We start from the raw sequence: 19,688 nt of genomic DNA, 5'->3' as shown, positions 1-19,688 counted from the left end.
CTAATGAAACAAAAAAAGAATCTGAGAAATATTTTCTCAGACTCTTCATAAAATAATTATTATTAATTTGAGGTCAAATTCTTCTATAATTTTTCCTTTACAAATTTTAATGCAGATTCAATAACTTTATCCATATCATAATATTTATATTCACCTAAGCGTCCACCAAACCATACCTTTTCCTCTTTATCTCCAAGAGCTTTATATTTTTCATATAGTTCACTGTTCTTCTCATCATTTACAGGATAATATGGCTCCATTCCATCTTCCCACTCTGCCGGATATTCTTTGGATATAACTGTCTTCTCCTGAGTTCCAAATTCAAAATGTTTATGCTCAATTTTACGGGTATACGGAGTCTCTCCATCTGTATAATTCATAACAGCAACTCCCTGATGATTTTCCTCATTCAATAATTCATGCTCAAATCTTAAACTTCGATATTCCAATTTACCATAACAATAATCATAATAAGAATCTATTGTTCCTGTGTAAACTACCTTTTCAGCCATATCCATATATTTTTCTTTATCTTCAAGGAAATCTTTTCCCAGAACAACATCACAATCTTCATAAAGCTTGTCGATCAATACATTATATCCACCTTTAGGAATCCCCTGATGAGGATCATTAAAATAATTATTATCATAAATATAGCGTACAGGAAGTCTCTTAATAATTGATGCAGGTAAATCCTTACATTCCCTTCCCCACTGTTTCATTGTATAACCCTTAATCAGTTTCTCATAAACATCTGTACCTACAAGACTGATGGCCTGTTCTTCCAGATTTTTTGGTTCTCCTTTGATAGCTTTTCTCTGCTCTTCAATGATTTTTTTAGCTTCATCTGGTTTTGAAATTCCCCACATTTTGCTAAATGTATTCATGTTAAATGGAAGATTATAAGTTTCTCCATAATAATTTGCAACCGGTGAATTGACATAATGATTAAATTCTACCAGATTACATACGTAATTCCAAACTTCTTCATTACTGGTATGGAAAATATGAGCTCCATATTCATGAACCATAATTCCTTCAACTTCTCTACAGTAAATATTTCCTCCTAATACATCTCTCTTTTCTATAACCAGACATTTTTTTCCTGCTTTTTTTGCTTCATATGCTATTACTCCGTTAAAAAGTCCTCCACCTACGAGCAAAAAATCGTATTTTTTCATTATTCTCTCCTTATCGACATGTTAAATATCTCTCATTATTAGTTATTATACTGAATATCCAAAAAAATAACAACGTTTTCCTTGTATCGCCGCTGGTATTAAAGTAAAATATAAGTAAAGTTTACGTTAAGATAACGTTAAGAAGGAGAAACTACATTATGGATTACACAATTATTTTATCAATGATTGGAGGTCTTGGCCTCTTCCTGTATGGAATGAAACTGATGAGTGACGGACTTGAAAAAGCTGCTGGCGCAAAACTTCGCCGAATTCTTGAAATTTTTACAACAAATCGTCTGACAGCTATGATCGTAGGTATCATATTTACCGGTATTATCCAATCATCCAGTGCAACAACTGTTATGGTTGTAAGTTTTGTAAATGCAGGATTAATGAACCTGTCCCAGGCTGCCGGAGTTATCCTTGGTGCTAACATTGGTACTACGGTTACTTCCCAGCTGGTATCCTTTAACCTTTCTGAGGTTGCCCCTGTTTTCTTAATGACTGGTGTCATTATGGTTATGTTTATTGATAACCCCACAATCAAGAAATTCGGAGAAGTTATTTTAGGTTTTGGTGTTTTATTCATGGGATTAACCACAATGTCTGGTTCTATGTCTGTACTGAAAGAATCTCCCATCATTATGAATGCATTGAAAAGTCTTGATAATCATTTTCTGGGAGTATTGTTTGGATTTATTATTACAGCTATCCTCCAAAGTTCTTCTGTTACAGTAAGCATCGTCCTTTTAATGGCCTCTCAAGGTTTATTAGAACTACCAATTTGCTTCTTTATTATTTTAGGATGTAATATCGGATCCTGTGTTTCTGCATTGCTGGCAAGTTTAGGTGGAAACAAAGGTGCTAAGCGTGCAGCTATGATCCATTTTCTGTTTAATATTTTCGGCAGCATCGTTATCTTTATCGGATTGACCTTTGCCCTTGAACCTATCACAAACTTTTTCCTGAATATTTCCGGTGGTAATCTGGGCCGTGGTGTTGCAAATGCACATACAACGTTTAAAGTAATCGAAGTAATTCTAATGTTCCCGCTGACCAATTTTGTTGTTAATCTTACAACTAAGATTATTCCAGGAACAGATGAAAAAGTTCATCATAACGAATTGCAATATATTGGCGAACATAGTATGAATACACCTGCTGCTGTTATTCCGCAAGCAAAAAAAGAAATCAAACGCTTAGCTGATATGGCAAAAGATAATTTGGAATTATCTATGGAAGGCTTTTTGAATGCAGATGATTCAAATATTGAAAAAGTATATAAACGAGAGGAAGATATAAACTTTATCAGTCATGCCATTACAGATTATCTGGTAAAATCCAATCAGCTGACTCTTCCTGTTGCTGACCGTGCAATTCTTGGTTCCATGTTCCATGTGGTAAATGATATTGAACGTATCGGAGATCACGCTGAGAATTTTGCAGATTTCACCAAAACCGAAGTAAAACACAATGCAGCATTAAGTATCAATGCAAAAAAAGAAATTGCTATGATGTATGGTTCTGTTGCCGAACTATTAATTCTTTCCATTGAAGCTTTTATGAATGATGACTCCGATAAATATCTTCCTAGAATTAACGAGCTTGAAACATCAGTCGATTCTATGGAACGAAAATATCAAAAGCATCATATTAAACGTATGGCAAAGGGTGATTGCGATCCACAGGCCGGCCTTTTGTTTTCTGATATGTTATCTGCTTTAGAAAGAATTGCAGATCATGGTATGAATATTGCTCTTTCTATCAATGATGATTATGATAGCGAAGAAGATATTGTAGAATAGTACGAAAAAACATCTGGATTGAATCATCCCTGTCTATTAACAAGGGAAAAGTTCAATCCAGATGTTTTTTATTTTCAGATTAAGCTCCGTCTTTTCATGATAATTCAATTATTTTGTAATCAAATGGGGCTACTTCTTCACGAATCACTTTATTTTCTAAATTCTGAATTAATGCCTTATGTTCTTTTTCTGGCACCCCTTCTTTTTTCATCCGTAAGTCAAATACTACTTTTTCTTTTTGATCTGTGGGATTTACCAACATCAGAAGTGCTTTATTTCCACATTTTTCTCCGAATACATCCTTTTGATTTGCTACAAAACGTACCATAGCGAGAACATTTTTATTAACAGCAAAATACAATGCATAACCAGTTTGTAAAACTTTTTCCTTAGACCTTAAACTGGTTATCTCTTTCAATTCCTGATATACCTGAACATCATTTTTATAAAATGTTTCTCGGTTAAATGGATCCATAAAACCGTGCATTCCATATTCATCTCCGTAATAAATACATGGCATTCCAGGAATAAAAAACTGTATAGCCATTGCAAGACGTGTCAGCCGCGCACCCTGTTTATCCATTTTCGATGTAATAACATATTCAGCCTGTTTTTCTCTTGATGGAAGCGTTTCATTCATTCCAGATGCAAATGTTGTACGTATTCTTGGAATATCATGAGAAGATAACAAATTCATAACAGCATAATAAAACGGTTTAGGATAATTACACTGTTGTCCCAGCAGAAATTCCTGCATGGCATAAGCATCCACATATCCAAGAAGATAATTAGTAGTATTTACCTTAAATGGATAATTCATAGCACTATCCAGTCCATCTCCCAATGCGTACTTTCTTTTGATGCCATAACTTTCTTTTGTGGTAACATCTTCCCATACTTCTCCAAGAAGAACATGATTCTTAAAAACGCTCTTTAGTGTCTTTCTCATGAGGAAAATAAATTCATCTGGAAGTTCATCTGCTACATCCAGCCGAAAACCTGAAGCACCTAAAGACAACCAATGTTTTAAAACAGAATTCTTTCCTGTGATAATATAGTTCACGAATTTATCATTCATTTCCTTCACTTCCGGCAGTGACTGGAATCCCCACCAGCTTTCATAGGTTCCATCTTCATGAAAAGTATACCAGTCATAATACGGTGACTCAGGTCCCTGATACGCACCATACCCTGGATAATTGCCTTTCTTATTAAAATAAACACTATCATCACCTGTATGGGAATATACTCCATCCAAAATTACATGAATTCTTTTTTCTTTTGCAATTTTACAAAGGCGTTTAAAATCTTCATTAGTTCCTAAAAACGGATCCACCTTTTTATAATCAGAAGTATTATATCTGTGATTAGAGGCAGCCTCTCCAATTGGATTTAAATAAATACAGGTTACCCCTAATTTTTTCAATTCATCCAGTTGTGAAATTATTCCCTCCAAATCTCCTCCGAAATAGTCACATGGATCATAAAACTGTTTCCCCGGCAACGGACCAAATAATGGTCGTTCTTCCCATTCTTTATGAATATAGACATCTCTGCCCATTCTTCGATGATGATTTTCACCACGCTCAAGATTTCTTGGATTACCTTTACAAAAACGATCTGGAAAAATCTGATACATAATCCCTTTTGACATCCATCTTGGTGTGTCAAAACCTTTTTCATACACTGTTATCTGAAAACATCCCGGAGACTCACCATATGTTGTTCCTTCTCCCTGTGTAACTCCTGGTTTTGCTCCATAAAAATAGCAATGATCAGCTTCCCAAATACGAAAATAATACCAGATTATACAACACTCTTCTGGCATGGTTATTACCTTTTCACAGCAATCTCCCCTCTGTTTCATCCTAAGCTCCCGATGAAAATTCTCCGAATAATATATGACATCTACACTGTCTGTATTCTTTGGTAATCCAAAAAGGCGAAGTGTAATGTCTTCGCCTTTTTCAACTGCACCAATAGGAGCTCTATATTTTTCTATTGAAGCATTATGAATCATAATTTTGTCTCTACTCTTTTCCTATTTTACAGTCTTAAGTTTCCAAATCTTTTCGTTATATTCTGCAATTGTTCTATCAGATGAGAAGAATCCAGATTTTGCAGTATTAACAACTGCCATTTTAACCCATTCATCATGATGATTTACATAACTGTCATATACTTTATCATAAACTTCGATATATGATGGTAAATCGTACAATACAAAATACTGATCTGGCTGTCCAAATTCACCAAACAGTAGTGACTGATAAATATCAGAGTATTTTCTCTTACCATATCTTGGAAGATCTCCATCAACCAGACAGTTACATACATCTCTGATCTGAGGATTCTTCTCAAAGATTGTTCCAGGATTATAAGTATGATAACGTTTCATGTTGTTGATCTCATCAACAGTTGCACCAAAGATAAAGATATTATCTTCTCCCACCTGTTCATAAATCTCAACATTGGCACCATCCATTGTTCCCAATGTAATTGCACCATTCATCATGAATTTCATATTTCCTGTTCCTGAAGCTTCCAATCCTGCAGTTGACAGCTGTTCACTGATATCAGCTGCTGGAATCAGCATTTCTGCAACAGATACAGAATAGTTTTCTACAAAAACAACCTGCATTTTATCTTTAACTGCTGGATCGCTGTTGACCATATCACCAATAGAATTAATCAGACGGATAATGTCTTTTGCTCTTACATATCCTGGTGCTGCTTTTGCTCCAAAAATAAATGTAATTGGTGTTGTGATATAATCAGGGTTCTTCTTAACCTGCTGATACATATAAATAATGTGCAGACATTTCAGAAGCTGACGTTTATACTCATGAAGTCGTTTACACTGTACATCGAAAATAGAATTTGGATTAATTTTGATTCCCTGTTTTTCTTCCAGATATTTTGCAAAACGTACTTTATTTTTCTGTTTGATTTCATCATATTTTTTACAGAAGACAGGATCATCTTTTAATGGAAGTACTTCTTCAAAATGATGATAATCTTTCAAAATATCACCTTTTACATTTTCCCGTACCAGTTCACACAATTCCGGATTTGCCAGAGCAAACCATCTTCTATGTGTAATACCATTGGTAATCGCAAGGTATTTCTGAGGATAAATATTATAAGAATCATGGAAAAGCTGCTGTTTGATGATATCTCCATGAAGCTGAGATACACCATTTACACGATGACAAACAGCTACACATAAGTTTGCCATACGAATCTGTCCATTTCCAATAATTGCCATGTATGCAATCTTTCCTTCATCATTTCCATAATAAGTACGAAGCTTATTACAGTATTTTTCATTCATAATACAAATAATCTGGTAAATACGTGGAAGCAGAAGCTTAAACATATTTTCATCCCAGCATTCCAATGCTTCTGACATAATAGTATGATTTGTATAATTGAAAATCTTACTTACAATATCATAAGCTTCATCCCATCCAAAACCTTCTTCATCCATAAGGATTCTCATTAATTCAGGAATAGCCAGAGTTGGATGTGTATCATTAATCTGTACTACTGCATAATCAGGAAGTGTATGTAAATCTCCTCTATGCTCTTTGTGATGTCTTACAGCAAGCTGCATTGTAGCAGATGTAAGGAAATAGAACTGTTTCAAACGAAGCATCTTTCCTTGCATATGATCATCTGCAGGATACAGCACTTTTGAAATAACTTCAGCAAATGCCTGATCTGCCATAGCTTTATCATAAATACCTTCATTAAAGGAATGGAAGTCAAAACGTTGTTTACTTCTTGCACTCCAAAGACGTAAAGTTGCTGGTGTATTACTCTTATAACCAATAACTGGTACATCATATGGAACTGCAACAACTGTATTATAGTCTTTATGTTCAATCTTAAGACCATCTTCTGTCCAGTGTTCTTCAATTGTTCCGTTAAAGTGCACTTCAACACTCAGTTCCGGACGTTCAACTTCCCAGATATGTCCATCTCGAAGCCAGTCATCTTCTACTTCAATCTGTGTTCCATCAATAATTTTCTGTTTAAATAATCCAAATTCATATCGGATACCACATCCAATAACCGGAAGATCCAATGTTGCAAGAGATTCAAGGAAACATGCAGCAAGTCTTCCCAGACCACCATTTCCTAATCCTGCATCCTGTTCTTCATCAACGATTACATCAAAATCAATTCCCATTTGTTCAAATGCGGCTTTATAATCGTTGTATAGACCTTCATTAATCAGATTATTCGAAAAAGCACGTCCCATCAGAAACTCTGCTGACATATAATACAGTTTCTTAGCTCCCGTATCTTCTACTTTTTTTCGGCTTGCTGCCCACTGAGTCATAATATCATCACGTATACATCCTGCTGCTGCTTTATAAATTTCATCATTGGTAGCATCTTCTAGAGTAGTACCCAAGGTGTTAATTAACTTATTCTCTATCTTTGTAACAATGCCTTTTACCTTATTGTTACTGTGTCCTTTCATAGTTTTTCTCTCCTTTCAAACTGATGTATCTATTCTACAAGATGCTTTTATACATTTCAAGATATTTTTTAGCAGATTTTGAAAAACTGTTATCAGATTCCATAGCTCTTTTTATTAATCCCTGCTTTCTTTTTGGACTCTCAAGAGTTCTTAAAGCATAACGAATTGCATTGAGCATCTCATGTGCATTATAGTTTGCAAAGGAAAAACCATTTCCGGTATCTTCGTACTCATTATAACTTTGCACTGTATCTCTAAGACCACCTGTTTCACGAACAATAGGCAATGATCCATATCTTAATGCTATCATCTGTGAAATACCACATGGTTCAAACTTAGATGGCATCAGGAATAAATCACTTCCTGCATAGATCAGATGTGCAATTTCATTGTCATATGCAATATAAGAGCATACTCTGCCTTTATATTTTCCTTCCATATAACGGAAGAATTCTTCATACTCATAATCTCCAGTTCCAAGAATAACAACTGCCACATCTTCTGTACAGACAATTTCATCCAGCATGTATTTAACCAAATCAAGACCTTTTTGCTCTGTCAGACGTGAAACCATACCAATGACCGGTACTTCAGGTGTAATGGAAAGACCAAGTCTACTGATCAATTTCTCTTTATTTTTCTTCTTTCCTGAAAGATCATCTTTATTAAAATGGTAAGGGATCAGAGGATCTGTTTCCGGATCAAACTCTTCAACATTCATTCCGTTTAAGATTCCCCATGTATCTCCAGCTCTTGCATTTAAAATACCTTCCTGACGATAAGCAAAAGCCGGATTCCTGATTTCCTGTGCATAAGTAGGGCTAACTGTACTTAACCGATCTGCAAAGACCAGGGCTGCCTTCATAAAACTTGCACATTCATAATTATGCATGAATTCAGGGGTATCATATCTAGGATCAATTCCAAGCCACTGCTGGAACAGATCAAATCCAAATTCTCCCTGATACATCATATTATGAATTGTAAAAATAGTCTTTGAACGACCAATATCCCAATGTCCATATTGTGTTCTCAGCAGAATAGGAATTAATCCTGTCTGCCAGTCATTACAGTGAATCACATCTGGAATAAATACACGGCTTGCAGCTTCGATTACAGCACGGCAGAAGAAAGCATACTGCTCTCCTTCTGCAACTCCGCCTCTATAAACAGCATCTCCAAAATATCCTTCATTATCAATCAGATAATAAACAACTTCATTATAAACCAGTTCTTCAACTCCCACATAAACATGTGATCCGTTAAATACAATATAAAAATCTGTTAAATGTCTGGTCCGACCTGCATATTTATATTTCATCTGGCTATGAAAAGGCATCATAACTCTGGCATCTGCACCTATTTTGTTTAATTCTTTCGGAAGAGTTCCCATAACATCGGCAAGTCCTCCAAGTTTTACAAAAGGTGCACATTCTGCTGCAACCAATAGAACGTTTACTGCATTACTCATTAATACTAGCTCCTTTCGGAATAAATACAGGATGATTAGATGAACCTGCCAAATGAGCATTAGAGTAAACTTTTACATGACGATCTAATATTGTATGATCAATTTCAGCACCTTTGGCAATGAATCCTTCTGCCATAACGATAGAATTCTTGACAACTGCACCTTCAGAAATCTGAGATCCACGGAAAACAATAGAATTTTCAACTTTTCCATCAATTTCACATCCGCTACAGATGAGGCTGTTACTAACATCAGCTGTTTTTCCATATTTGGCAGGAGAACCATCAGCTGTTCTGGTATAAATTGGTCTTCCATGGAATAATTCTTCAATAACTTCTGGTTTTAATAAATCCATATTAACATTATAATATGCTTCCACTGAAGTAATGCATCCTACATATCCTTTAAATTCATATCCTTGAATTTTCAGACGATCAAAATTAGGAATGATTACATCAAAGAAGAAATGTTTCTTATTATGTGCCACTGCATCTTCAATCAGATCAATCAGCAGTGTTCTCTTCATAATATAAACATCCATGTTTTTCTTATTGGAACGCTGTTTTCCGTCAGAATAGCACATATTGATAATCTGTCCGCTTTCATCATCTGTTTTCATGTAAACTCCGTCATAGTCTACATTTGTTTCATCCCCATCAATATCAAAATACATTACTGAAATATCTGCATCTGATTTGATATGTTTATCCAGCATATCATTAAAATCTGCATTGAAGACCACATAAGAACGTCCCAAAAGCACATATTCTTCCTTTGCTTTTCTCAGGAAGTTCAGTGTTCCACGTAATCCATCCATAACGCTGGTATATTCTCCAGTCACAGATGCTCCTGTAATATATGGAGGGAAAATATACAATCCGTCATTTTTACGGTTTAATCCGTAAGCTTTACCGGATCCAACATGATTTAAAAGAGAATCATAATTTTTTCTTGTTAACAATCCAATATTTTTAATACCGGCATTTACCATATTACTTATTAAGAAATCTACTGCACGGTAACGTCCGCCAACTGGAAGTGCAGATGTACTTCTGCTACGAACCAAATCTCTTAATTTTCTATTTTCTTCCCCTGCATTAATAATTCCTAACATACGATTATTCATATTTCAATCCTCCTAGTGTAAGATGCTATCTGGGTAAACCATTGCACCGTCTTCGATAGTTGCATTTTCCAAAGCTACACTGCGATATCCTATAACAGTTACATTATCACCTTCACCTACAGTGCATCCTTTTTCAACAACAACCTCTTCGTCAATCAGTGCTTTGTCAATTGTACAGTTCTCACGAATTACTGTATTAGACATAATTACACTGTTTTTAACAACACTACCTTTTCCAATTTTAACGCCAGGATGAATAACACAATTTTCAACGTCACCTTCAACTACACATCCATCTGCTAAAATACTATTTTTAACTGTTGCATCTTTTGTAACAAAATGAGGAGGTAATGCATAATTTCTTGTGTAGATTTTCATTTTATCATCATCCAGATCTACCGGAGAATTTGGATCTAGCAATTCCATATTTGCTTCCCATAAACTGTCGATAGTTCCTACATCTCTCCAGTATCCTTCAAAATCATAAGCATACATTTTCTTACCTTCTTCCAATAGACGAGGAATAATATTCATTCCAAAGTCATGTGCAGAATCAGGATCATTTGCATCATCGATCAGGTACTGACGAATCAATTTATAATTGAAGATATAAAGACCCATTGAAGCTTTTGTACTCTTAGGCTCTGCAGGTTTTTCTTCAAATTCATAAATACGGTTATCTTCATCTGTATTCATGATTCCGAAACGTTTTGCTTCTTCATATGTAACATTCAATACAGAAATTGTACAATCTGCACCTTTTTCTTTGTGATATGCAAGCATTTTATTATAATCCATTGTACAAATCTGGTCACCAGATAATACAATAATATATTCTGGATCATAATTATCAATGAAATTAATATTCTGATAAATTGCATCGGCTGTTCCACGATACCAGTTACCCTGTTCTCCTCTTACATATGGAGGTAATACATATGCTCCACCTGTGATACTGTCAAGATCCCATGGTCCTCCAGTTCCAATATAAGAGTTTAACTCTAATGGTTCATACTGTGTCAGAACACCTACTGTATCAATTCCTGAATTGGAACAGTTTGATAATGGAAAATCGATAATTTTATATTTTCCACCGTATGAAACTGCAGGTTTTGCCTTTTTCTGAGTTAAAGCATACAGTCTGCTTCCCTGACCTCCAGCGAGCAGCATTGCAACAATCTCTTTTTTGTTAATCATAACTCTTTTTCCTCCTAATATTTTGATCCTTGATCATTATTTATTTCTTACTTTTAGTAGTTGTTTTATTGCTTTTTGTTTTCTCCTTTTCTATTTTGGCTTTGGCTTCCTGTTCTTTTTTATCATTTCCAGCTGCCGGTGCCTCCTGGATATCATTAGCTGCCTTTTTCACTTCTTTTTTTACTTCCTTTATTTCAGCTTTTTCCTTTTGATTCACCTGTGCTTTTACTGGTTTTTTACTCTTTTTTTCTGCTGCTTTTGCTGTCGCAGCTTTTTTCGTTTCTGTTTTTTTATCTGCCTCTTTTTTTCCTGTAGACTTTTTAGGTTTTGTTTCAACTTCCTCAACTTTATAGAAAACAACACTTAATGGTTTCAAAGAAATCAATGCTGTATCCTGATATGCTGACTTGCCCTTTCCGCCTTTGACTCTGATACGTTTCGTATTTACTTTACCCTCGCTGACATCACCGTCTCCACCAAAACTCAGATCATTACTGTCAAGAATCTTTGTAAGCTTTGCTTTTGTTGCCATCGGAATATGATATTTATCCCGTTCTATCGGAGTAAAATTACATACACACAGAATCTGCTCCTGTTTTTTCCCTCTGCGTTTCTTTCCTTTTCTGATAAATGCAACAACACCATGGTCTGCATCTCTTTGAAGTCTCCATTCAAATCCTTCAGGGCTCATATCCATCTCATATAATGCCGGCTCATCTTTATACAGATTATTTAATTTCATCACATACTGATTAAATGAACGATGCATCTCAAAATCATCGATCAGGAACCAGTCAAGCTGTTCTTTGTCTCTCCATTCAACAAACTGTGCAAACTCTCCACCCATGAATAATAATTTTTTCCCTGGATGTGCATATGTAAATCCATACAGAGTTCTTAAAGAAGCAAATTTTTCATCATATGAACCATACATTTTATTGATCATGGAACCTTTTCCATGAACCACTTCATCATGAGAGTATGGAAGAATATAATTCTCGCTATATGCATAATCCATAGAAAATGTTATTGCTCCATGATTATCTTTTCTAAACAGGGGATCAAGCTCCATATAATACAGAGTATCATGCATATATCCCATATTCCATTTATATACAAACCCAAGTCCGTCCGGATCATCAATATCACTGGTAACTTTAGGGAATGCTGTGGATTCCTCCGCAATAGTTAAAAATCCTTCATAGCTGGTACGTAATGCCTTATTCAGATTTCTAAGGAAATCAATAGATTCATAGTTAATATTTGTTCCATCCTCATTTGGTACAAACTCTCCTTGCTGTTTTCCAAAATCCAAATACAACATAGCACTTACAGCATCAATTCGAATTCCATCAACATGATACACATCTGCAAAAAATACTGCACTGGAAACAAGAAAACTCTGAACTTCCGGCTTACCATAATTAAACAGCAATGTTCCCCAGTCAGGCTGACTGCCCTTTCTAGGATCTGCATGATCATAAATATGAGTTCCATCAAACATTGCCAGTCCATGCTCATCTCTAGGAAAATGTGCAGGTACCCAGTCCAGGATAACTCCGATTCCTGCTTTGTGCATTTCATTTACAAAATAATTAAAATCTTCTGGAGTTCCATATCTAGATGTAACACTATAATATCCTGTTACCTGATATCCCCATGAAGGATCAAATGGATATTCTGTAATCGGCATCAGCTCAACATGTGTATATCCCATCTTCTGCAAGTATGGTATCAGCAAATCTGCAATCTCACGATAATTATAAAACTCCCGATCCTCCTCTTCCGGCATTTTCCATGTTCCCAGATGAATTTCATAAATAGACATTGGCTGGTTCAATGCCTGCCTTTTCTTACGCTGATTAATAAATCTTTTATCCGCCCATTTAAAATCATCAAAATCCCATACTTTAGATGCTGTATCAGGACGACATTCTGAACAGAACGCAAACGGATCACTTTTATAGCGGCATTTTCCGTCATACCCCTCAACATAATATTTGTACAAGTCACCTTTTTTCAGGCCTGCTATTTCAATCGTATAAATTCCATCCTTGTCACGCTTCATCGGATGTGCCAATGGATTCCAAAAGTTAAAATCCCCAACAACGCTTACTGATTTCGCATTTGGTGCCCATACAGCAAATCTGTGAGTCTTGCTTTCTTCTAGATAATGACACCCAAACGTAAGGTACGCTTTCTGTGCTTTCCCAGTCTGAAATAAGTACAAGTCATCACGACTAATAGCTTCATTCATAGTACAAGTTCCTCCTTCTCAATTGTTCATCTTGAAACAAGACACTGTTATCTCAGCTACTGCCTCTCTTTTTATGGCAATAATACTGTGATTCGTTCATACAATAAGGCTGTTAGCATCCAAAACCAAACGGAATACTGTTGTTATATACGAAAAGTCACCCCCGGCAAGTGAAACGTCAACTTCTCATAAAACAAAAAAGCGTAAATGCTCCCTCTGCTTATTCTTGCAAGGGGCATTTACGCCGAAAATCCATCTATGTTTATACAGTGTATAGCAAAGAATGTGACATGATGTCCGATTACAAGACACTACTAATTCCTTATTGTTTCCATATCTTTACTATACCAAATTTCAGAGAATAATTCAACAAATTGCACAAATTTTAAAACAATAAACTAAGAATATTTTGTCAAAAATCTATTATATTAAAATACTGATTTTGAGTCTCTGATTTTAGGTTCATAGCCTTTTTCTTTTAGTGATTCAATAATCTTCTCTTTATGGTCTGTTCCAAAGGCTTCCATGGTAATTGTAAGTTCCACTGCACTGTTTCTATTAATGCTAACAAACTGGTTATGCTCCAGCTTTATTATATTTCCCTGTGCATTTGCTATCACCTGAGAAACCCTTGTCAATTCTCCTGGTTTATCTGGGAGAAATACTGAAACTGTAAAAATTCGGTTTCTCATGATCAATCCATGCTGCACCAGAGATGCAATGGTAATAACGTCCATATTACCTCCACTGATGATTGATACAACTTTTTTATTCTTTACATTCAGGTGTTTTAGTGCTGCAATAGTTAACAGCCCTGAATTCTCTGCCAGCATTTTATGATTTTCCAGCAGATCAAGAAAACAAGGAATCAATTCTTCATCTTTTATGGTTATAACTCTGTCCAGATTTTCCTGAATAAATGGGAAGATCAACTTTCCTGGAGTCTGTACTGCAGTACCATCAGCAATAGTATTTACACGATCGCATGAAACAACCTTTCCTGCTTTCAATGATGCTTTCATACAAGCTGCACCTTCCGGTTCAACACCGATTACTTTAATCTTTGGATTTAAAAGTTTGGCCAGTGTTGAAACGCCTGTTGCCAGTCCTCCTCCTCCAATTGGTACCAGAATATAATCCACTGTTGGAAGTTCCTTGAAAATATCCATAGCAATGGTTCCCTGTCCGGTAGCAACCGTCAGATCATCAAATGGATGAACAAAAGTATACCCTTTTTCAGCCGCCAATGCAAGAGCATGTTCACATGCCTGGTCATAAACATCTCCATGCAATACAACTTCCGCTCCAAGATCCTTGGTTCTGTTAACTTTTAACAGCGGGGTTGTTGTAGGCATAACAATTGTCGCCTTTACTCCCTGTTTAGCGGCTGCTAACGCAACTCCCTGTGCATGATTTCCCGCCGACGCCGTGATCAGACCTTTTTTCTTTTCATCTTCTGACAGTTTACTGATTTTATAATATGCTCCTCTGATTTTATAAGCTCCTGTAAGCTGCATATTCTCAGGTTTTAAATAAACCTGATTCCCTGTCTGTTCAGAAAAATAATCACTTTTGATCAGTTTTGTAGGAAGCACAACCTCCTGTACTTTATCATATGCTTCTTCAAAATCATATAATTCTAACATTTTAATCTTCTCCTCTTTCAAACAATGCATTGACGAACATATCTGAATCAAATTCCTGTAAATCATCCACCTGCTCACCAATTCCAATATATTTTACCGGTATTCCCAATTCAGATTGAATAGCAATGGCAATACCACCTTTTGCTGTTCCATCAAGTTTTGTAAGAATTATACCTGAAATATCCATTGCTTCTTTAAATTGCTTTGCCTGAGCCAGTGCATTTTGTCCTGTAGTTCCATCTAAAACAATCAAAGTCTCAAGATATGCTTCACTATATTCTTTCTGGATAATTCGATTAATCTTGCTTAATTCGTTCATCAGATTCTTTTTATTATGAAGACGTCCTGCAGTATCACAAAGCAGAATATCAACATCACGTGCTTTTGCCGCAGCTATCGCATCATATACTACTGCAGCAGGATCAGCTCCTTCTGACTGGCTGATAATATCAACACCTGCACGATTTGCCCATTCTTTCAGCTGATCTATAGCACCTGCACGAAAGGTATCTGCTGCGGCCAGAAGAACTTTCTTACCCTGTCCTTTCAGTATTGCTGCAAGTTTTCCAACAGAAGTGGTTTTCCCAACTCCGTTAACACCAATTACAAGTACTACACTTTTTTTATTCTGATATTCGTATGCATCTTTATCCAGCTTCATCTGATCCTTTATTGAATCGATCAGAAGCTTCCTGCATTCTTCAGGTTCTTTAATTTTTTGTTCCTTTACTTTAACTTTCAAATCCTCAATGATATTCATGGTTGTATCAATTCCCATGTCACTCATAATCAGAATTTCTTCCAACTCTTCATAAAAATCATCATCTATTCCAGAAAATCCACTGAAAATAGAATCAAATCCTGCCGCAATATTATTTCTGGTCTTAGACAACCCTTGCGCAAGTCTGCTAAAAAAACCTTTTTTCTCTGCCATTCCATTTCCTCCTATTATTCTTCTAGATCCTTTTCTATCAGATTCACAGAAACCTGTGTTGATACACCTTTTTCCTGCATTGTAATTCCATAAAGAACATCTGCTGCCATCATGGTTCCTCTTCTATGTGTTATTACGATAAACTGTGTTTCTTTCGTAAGTTTGTGTAAATATCTTGCAAATCTTGTAACATTAGAATCATCCAATGCTGCCTCGATTTCATCTAACAGACAAAATGGAGAAGGCTTCAGATTCTGAATTGCAAACAGAAGTGAAATTGCCGTTAAAGCTTTCTCACCACCGGAAAGCTGCATCATATTCTGCAGTTTTTTCCCTGGTGGCTGTGCAATAATACGAATGCCTGATTCAAGAACATCATCATCTGTCAGTTCCAATTTTGCAACTCCTCCGCCAAATAGTTCAACAAACACTTTCTGAAACATATCCTGAATATCTTTAAATTTTTCGTCAAACTGTCTTCGCATGGCATCTTCCAGTTCCTTAATCAGAGATGTTAGATGCGCTTCTGCTTTCACAATATCTTCGTGCTGCCGTTGTAAAAATTCATAACGTTCCGAAATTTCCCTGTAATCTTCAATGGCATTGACATTAACCGGCCCCAATGTACGAATATTGCTCTTAATATCCGTTATTTCTTCTTTCAACCGGGTAAGACTTTCTGTTATTTCTTCTGTAATCGTTACCTTTGCCTGATTATAGGTAATTTCATAATTATCCCACATGTAATCCAGCAATTCCTGCTGTTTTTCTTCCTGCTTCTCTTTTGCACCTGTAAGACGAAAAACTTCTTTATCATAACCGCTGGCACGTTCCATAATTTCTTCCCGTTCCTTCATGGTTTTCTTATAAATCTCTGTTCGGGCTTCCACTTCTGTTTTCATCTTTTCCAGATTTTCTTTTTTCATTTCAAGAGCATCGGATGTTTCCCGGATGTACATTTTCAGCTGTCTGATCTGATCTTCTATTTTCTGAACTGTTCCAGTGGTATTTCTTGCATTTTCATCATTCAGTTTCAGACCAGATACCAATTTTTCCACTTCAAAACGCACTCTGGCATGATTGCTTTCTTCAAATTCCAGTTTTTGTTTCAGCTGTCCGGATTTCATATGAATTTCTGCGATAATCCGGGACTGCTCATCAGCTTTTTTATGAAGAACAGCAAGTTTATTTTCTATTTCCTCAATTTTTTGCTCGTCCGTTTTATTGGCAATCTCCAAATCATTTTTCTTATCAAGAAGTTCTCTGGCATCAACAACAGCATTTTCTTTTTCTGTTTCCAATACTTCTATCTGCTGTTTAAGAGTTCCAATTCTATTCGTAAGATCTTCCTCCTGATGAGAAAAAGCTGACAGCGACATTTCCTGAGTATTCAGTTCCAATAATATCTGCTGATATTCTTTGTTTAATCTTACCACAGTTTCCTGATATTCTCTGACTCTTTTTTCATTTTCATAACATTTGTCTTCATTTTCCTGAAGTACTACCCGTATTTTTTCAAGCTTTTCTTTTAAATCTTTTACTTCCCGATTTCTCCCAAGCAAATTCCCTTTATTTTTAAATGCGCCACCAGACATGGAACCCCCACGGTTTAATCCGTCACCATCCAAGGTAACAATACGGACAGAATGATGGTACTTATTTGCAATACTAATTCCTGCATCCATATCCTTTACGACCAGCACCTGTCCCAGCAGAGATGCAAATAAATCAGAATACCTTTGATCATAAGATACCAGTTCATTGGCCGGGCCAACTACACCCGGTTCAGAAAGTATCTCGCGCCTGGCAAATGATTTTCCTTTGACAGCATCCAAAGGAAGAAAAGTAACCCTTCCATATCGATTTCTTTTTAAGAACTCTATCAATTCCTTAGCAGTATTCTGCGTATCCGTTACAATATTTTGGATACTTCCGCCTAATGCAGTTTCAATAGCTGACTCATACATAGAATCCACCTTAACAATATCTGCAACAGCACCAATAATACCAGGAACTTTATGTTTCTGCTCCATTACTTTTTTTATGCCATATCCATATCCGTCATAACGCTCTGACATATTTCTCAATGTTTCATAATTAGACTGCATTCGATGAAACTTTTCTTTTTTTTGTGCCAGAATATGATTCAGTTCCTGTCCCTCTTTTTCCAAAGTTTCTGTAATTCTCTGACTATTTCTTATTTGTATTGTCAGTGATTCTTTCTCTCTTTTTAAATCCGCTATTTTATTTTCCAATTGCTGACGACTAACATGTCCACCTGATAATTCCTGCTCAAGCATGATTTTCTGATGTTTTAAATTTTCGATTTGAACCTGTAGTTGTTCTTCTACGGTATGAAATCTTTCCAGCTGACTGGAAACTTTCATCTGATTGCTATTAAAGTCACTGATCTGTTCCTGTAAACCAGATAATTCTTCCTCCAGTTCCTGAATTTCTTTCTGATAAAGAGCAGCTTCACTTTCTCTTTCTACACGTATCCGGGTAGTATCTTCGAACTGCCTGCGAATCATATCAGCTTCTGCCTGGATTTCTTCAATTTGGTGCTTTTTTTCGTTTATTTCTTCTTCAATACGCTCTTTTTCTTCCAAATGATAGGTGTGTTTTGTTCTTTCGGTATTGATTTGTTCTTCCAGAACTTTTATCTCACCTTCATGACGTTGTACATTCACTTTATCTTCAGAAATATCACTGGTTGTCTGAGAGATCTTATCATTAAGATTCTTTAACTGCCGATCTTCCTTTTCATACTTTTCCTTCGCCTTTTCCATTTTAACATTGGCTTCATTCATCTCTCTTGTGGCAATTTCAATTTTTCCATCCAGCAACTGAAGCTCTTCTGATATTTTTTTATTTTCCAGTAAAAAAAGCTTGATATCCCTTTCCTTTAACTGATCTCTATAAATCAGATATTCCTTCGCCTTTTCAGACTGTTTTTTGAGCGGTCCAATCTGACGCTCCAATTCGGTAAGAATATCCGTTACTCTAACAAGATTTTCTCTTTCCGCATCAAGCGATTTTTGAGTTTCTGCCTTATTCTTTTTATATTTTACAATTCCAGCAGCCTCATCAAAAAGTTCTCTTCTATCTTCAGGTTTTCCACTTAAAATCTGATCGATCTGACCCTGTCCAATGATTGAATATCCTTCTTTACCAACACCAGTGTCAAAAAAAAGTTCTACAATATCTTTCCTTCTACACGGACTTCCATTAATCAAATATTCACTTTCTCCTGAGCGATAGACTCTTCTTGCAACTGTTACTTCTTCAAATTGTATAGGTAGACTTCCGTCACTGTTATCCATTGTAATAGCCACATATGCTGAACCCATAGGTTTTCTTAATTCCGTTCCTGAGAAAATAACATCCTCCATTTTAGCACCACGCAACTGCTTGGCACTCTGTTCACCTAAAACCCATCGGACCGCATCTGCCACATTGCTTTTCCCGCTGCCATTTGGACCAACAATTCCAGTAATACCATTATTAAATTGAAAAATCATCTTATGGGCAAAAGATTTAAAACCATTGACTTCAATACTTTTTAAATACATGTCCATC

The 19,688-nt window shown here is 35.9% G+C and carries 11 protein-coding genes; 1 reads left to right on the top strand and 10 read right to left on the bottom strand.

Annotation, left to right across the window (positions count from 1 at the left end; translation table 11 throughout):
* Positions 1-83 precede the first annotated feature (83 nt).
* On the bottom strand, positions 84-1,181 hold the full coding sequence (gene glf / locus KTB61_RS01455) for a UDP-galactopyranose mutase (RefSeq protein WP_075759026.1): 1,098 nt from the start codon (positions 1,179-1,181) through the stop codon (positions 84-86).
* Positions 1,182-1,339: 158 nt separating this feature from the next.
* Between glf and KTB61_RS01450 the strand changes: the two genes are divergently transcribed.
* A complete protein-coding gene (locus tag KTB61_RS01450; RefSeq protein ID WP_075759027.1) occupies positions 1,340-2,986 on the top strand; it encodes a Na/Pi cotransporter family protein in 1,647 nt (548 codons plus the stop codon).
* Positions 2,987-3,080: 94 nt separating this feature from the next.
* Here the strand turns inward: KTB61_RS01450 and KTB61_RS01445 are convergent, their stop codons facing one another.
* The 9 genes from KTB61_RS01445 to smc all read right to left on the bottom strand — a co-directional run bounded on the left by KTB61_RS01445 (position 3,081) and on the right by smc (position 19,681).
* Positions 3,081-5,006 (bottom strand): glycoside hydrolase family 13 protein, encoded by a 1,926-nt coding sequence (locus KTB61_RS01445; RefSeq protein ID WP_216696651.1) that lies wholly within the window; start codon positions 5,004-5,006, stop codon positions 3,081-3,083.
* Positions 5,007-5,027: 21 nt separating this feature from the next.
* The gene (locus KTB61_RS01440) at positions 5,028-7,478 is read right to left on the bottom strand and encodes a glycogen/starch/alpha-glucan phosphorylase (protein WP_216696650.1); all 2,451 of its coding nucleotides are present in this window, start codon (positions 7,476-7,478) and stop codon (positions 5,028-5,030) included.
* Between the two features lie 34 nt (positions 7,479-7,512).
* Positions 7,513-8,949: a glycogen synthase gene (locus KTB61_RS01435; RefSeq protein WP_075759030.1), complete on the bottom strand. Its 1,437-nt coding sequence runs from the start codon at positions 8,947-8,949 to the stop codon at positions 7,513-7,515.
* A complete protein-coding gene (glgD, locus tag KTB61_RS01430; protein ID WP_075759031.1) occupies positions 8,942-10,075 on the bottom strand; it encodes a glucose-1-phosphate adenylyltransferase subunit GlgD in 1,134 nt (377 codons plus the stop codon). Before glgD ends, KTB61_RS01435 begins: the two co-directional genes overlap by 8 nt.
* 12 nt (positions 10,076-10,087) lie before the next feature.
* Positions 10,088-11,272 carry a glucose-1-phosphate adenylyltransferase gene (locus KTB61_RS01425; protein ID WP_075759032.1) on the bottom strand — a complete coding sequence of 395 codons (1,185 nt, stop codon included), beginning with the start codon at positions 11,270-11,272 and terminating at the stop codon, positions 10,088-10,090.
* Positions 11,273-11,312: 40 nt separating this feature from the next.
* Positions 11,313-13,529 carry a 1,4-alpha-glucan branching protein GlgB gene (glgB, locus tag KTB61_RS01420; protein ID WP_075759033.1) on the bottom strand — a complete coding sequence of 739 codons (2,217 nt, stop codon included), beginning with the start codon at positions 13,527-13,529 and terminating at the stop codon, positions 11,313-11,315.
* 428 nt (positions 13,530-13,957) lie between these two features.
* Positions 13,958-15,175: a threonine ammonia-lyase gene (gene ilvA, locus KTB61_RS01415; RefSeq protein WP_075759034.1), complete on the bottom strand. Its 1,218-nt coding sequence runs from the start codon at positions 15,173-15,175 to the stop codon at positions 13,958-13,960.
* A gap of 1 nt (position 15,176) precedes the next feature.
* Positions 15,177-16,109 (bottom strand): signal recognition particle-docking protein FtsY, encoded by a 933-nt coding sequence (ftsY, locus tag KTB61_RS01410; protein WP_075759035.1) that lies wholly within the window; start codon positions 16,107-16,109, stop codon positions 15,177-15,179.
* A 14-nt stretch (positions 16,110-16,123) separates the two neighbouring features.
* Entirely contained in the window at positions 16,124-19,681 is a 3,558-nt protein-coding gene (smc, locus tag KTB61_RS01405) for a chromosome segregation protein SMC (protein ID WP_216696649.1), read from the bottom strand.
* Between the last annotated feature and the right edge of the window lie 7 nt (positions 19,682-19,688).

The organism is Anaerostipes faecalis, from assembly GCF_018982945.1.
Taxonomy (GTDB): domain Bacteria; phylum Bacillota; class Clostridia; order Lachnospirales; family Lachnospiraceae; genus Anaerostipes; species Anaerostipes faecalis.
The sequence above is the reverse complement of the archived record's forward strand: the minus strand, read 5'-3'. Positions and strand labels throughout refer to the sequence as shown.

Excerpts from the sequence above, each read along its gene's own strand:
- glf (WP_075759026.1), bottom strand. The coding sequence starts at position 1,181 with ATGAAAAAATACGATTTTTTGCTCGTAGGTGGAGGACTTTTTAACGGA.
- KTB61_RS01450 (WP_075759027.1), top strand. The coding sequence starts at position 1,340 with ATGGATTACACAATTATTTTATCAATGATTGGAGGTCTTGGCCTCTTC.
- KTB61_RS01445 (WP_216696651.1), bottom strand. The coding sequence starts at position 5,006 with ATGATTCATAATGCTTCAATAGAAAAATATAGAGCTCCTATTGGTGCA.
- KTB61_RS01440 (WP_216696650.1), bottom strand. The coding sequence starts at position 7,478 with ATGAAAGGACACAGTAACAATAAGGTAAAAGGCATTGTTACAAAGATA.
- KTB61_RS01435 (WP_075759030.1), bottom strand. The coding sequence starts at position 8,949 with ATGAGTAATGCAGTAAACGTTCTATTGGTTGCAGCAGAATGTGCACCT.
- glgD (WP_075759031.1), bottom strand. The coding sequence starts at position 10,075 with ATGAATAATCGTATGTTAGGAATTATTAATGCAGGGGAAGAAAATAGA.
- KTB61_RS01425 (WP_075759032.1), bottom strand. The coding sequence starts at position 11,272 with ATGATTAACAAAAAAGAGATTGTTGCAATGCTGCTCGCTGGAGGTCAG.
- glgB (WP_075759033.1), bottom strand. The coding sequence starts at position 13,529 with ATGAATGAAGCTATTAGTCGTGATGACTTGTACTTATTTCAGACTGGG.
- ilvA (WP_075759034.1), bottom strand. The coding sequence starts at position 15,175 with ATGTTAGAATTATATGATTTTGAAGAAGCATATGATAAAGTACAGGAG.
- ftsY (WP_075759035.1), bottom strand. The coding sequence starts at position 16,109 with ATGGCAGAGAAAAAAGGTTTTTTTAGCAGACTTGCGCAAGGGTTGTCT.
- smc (WP_216696649.1), bottom strand. The coding sequence starts at position 19,681 with ATGTATTTAAAAAGTATTGAAGTCAATGGTTTTAAATCTTTTGCCCAT.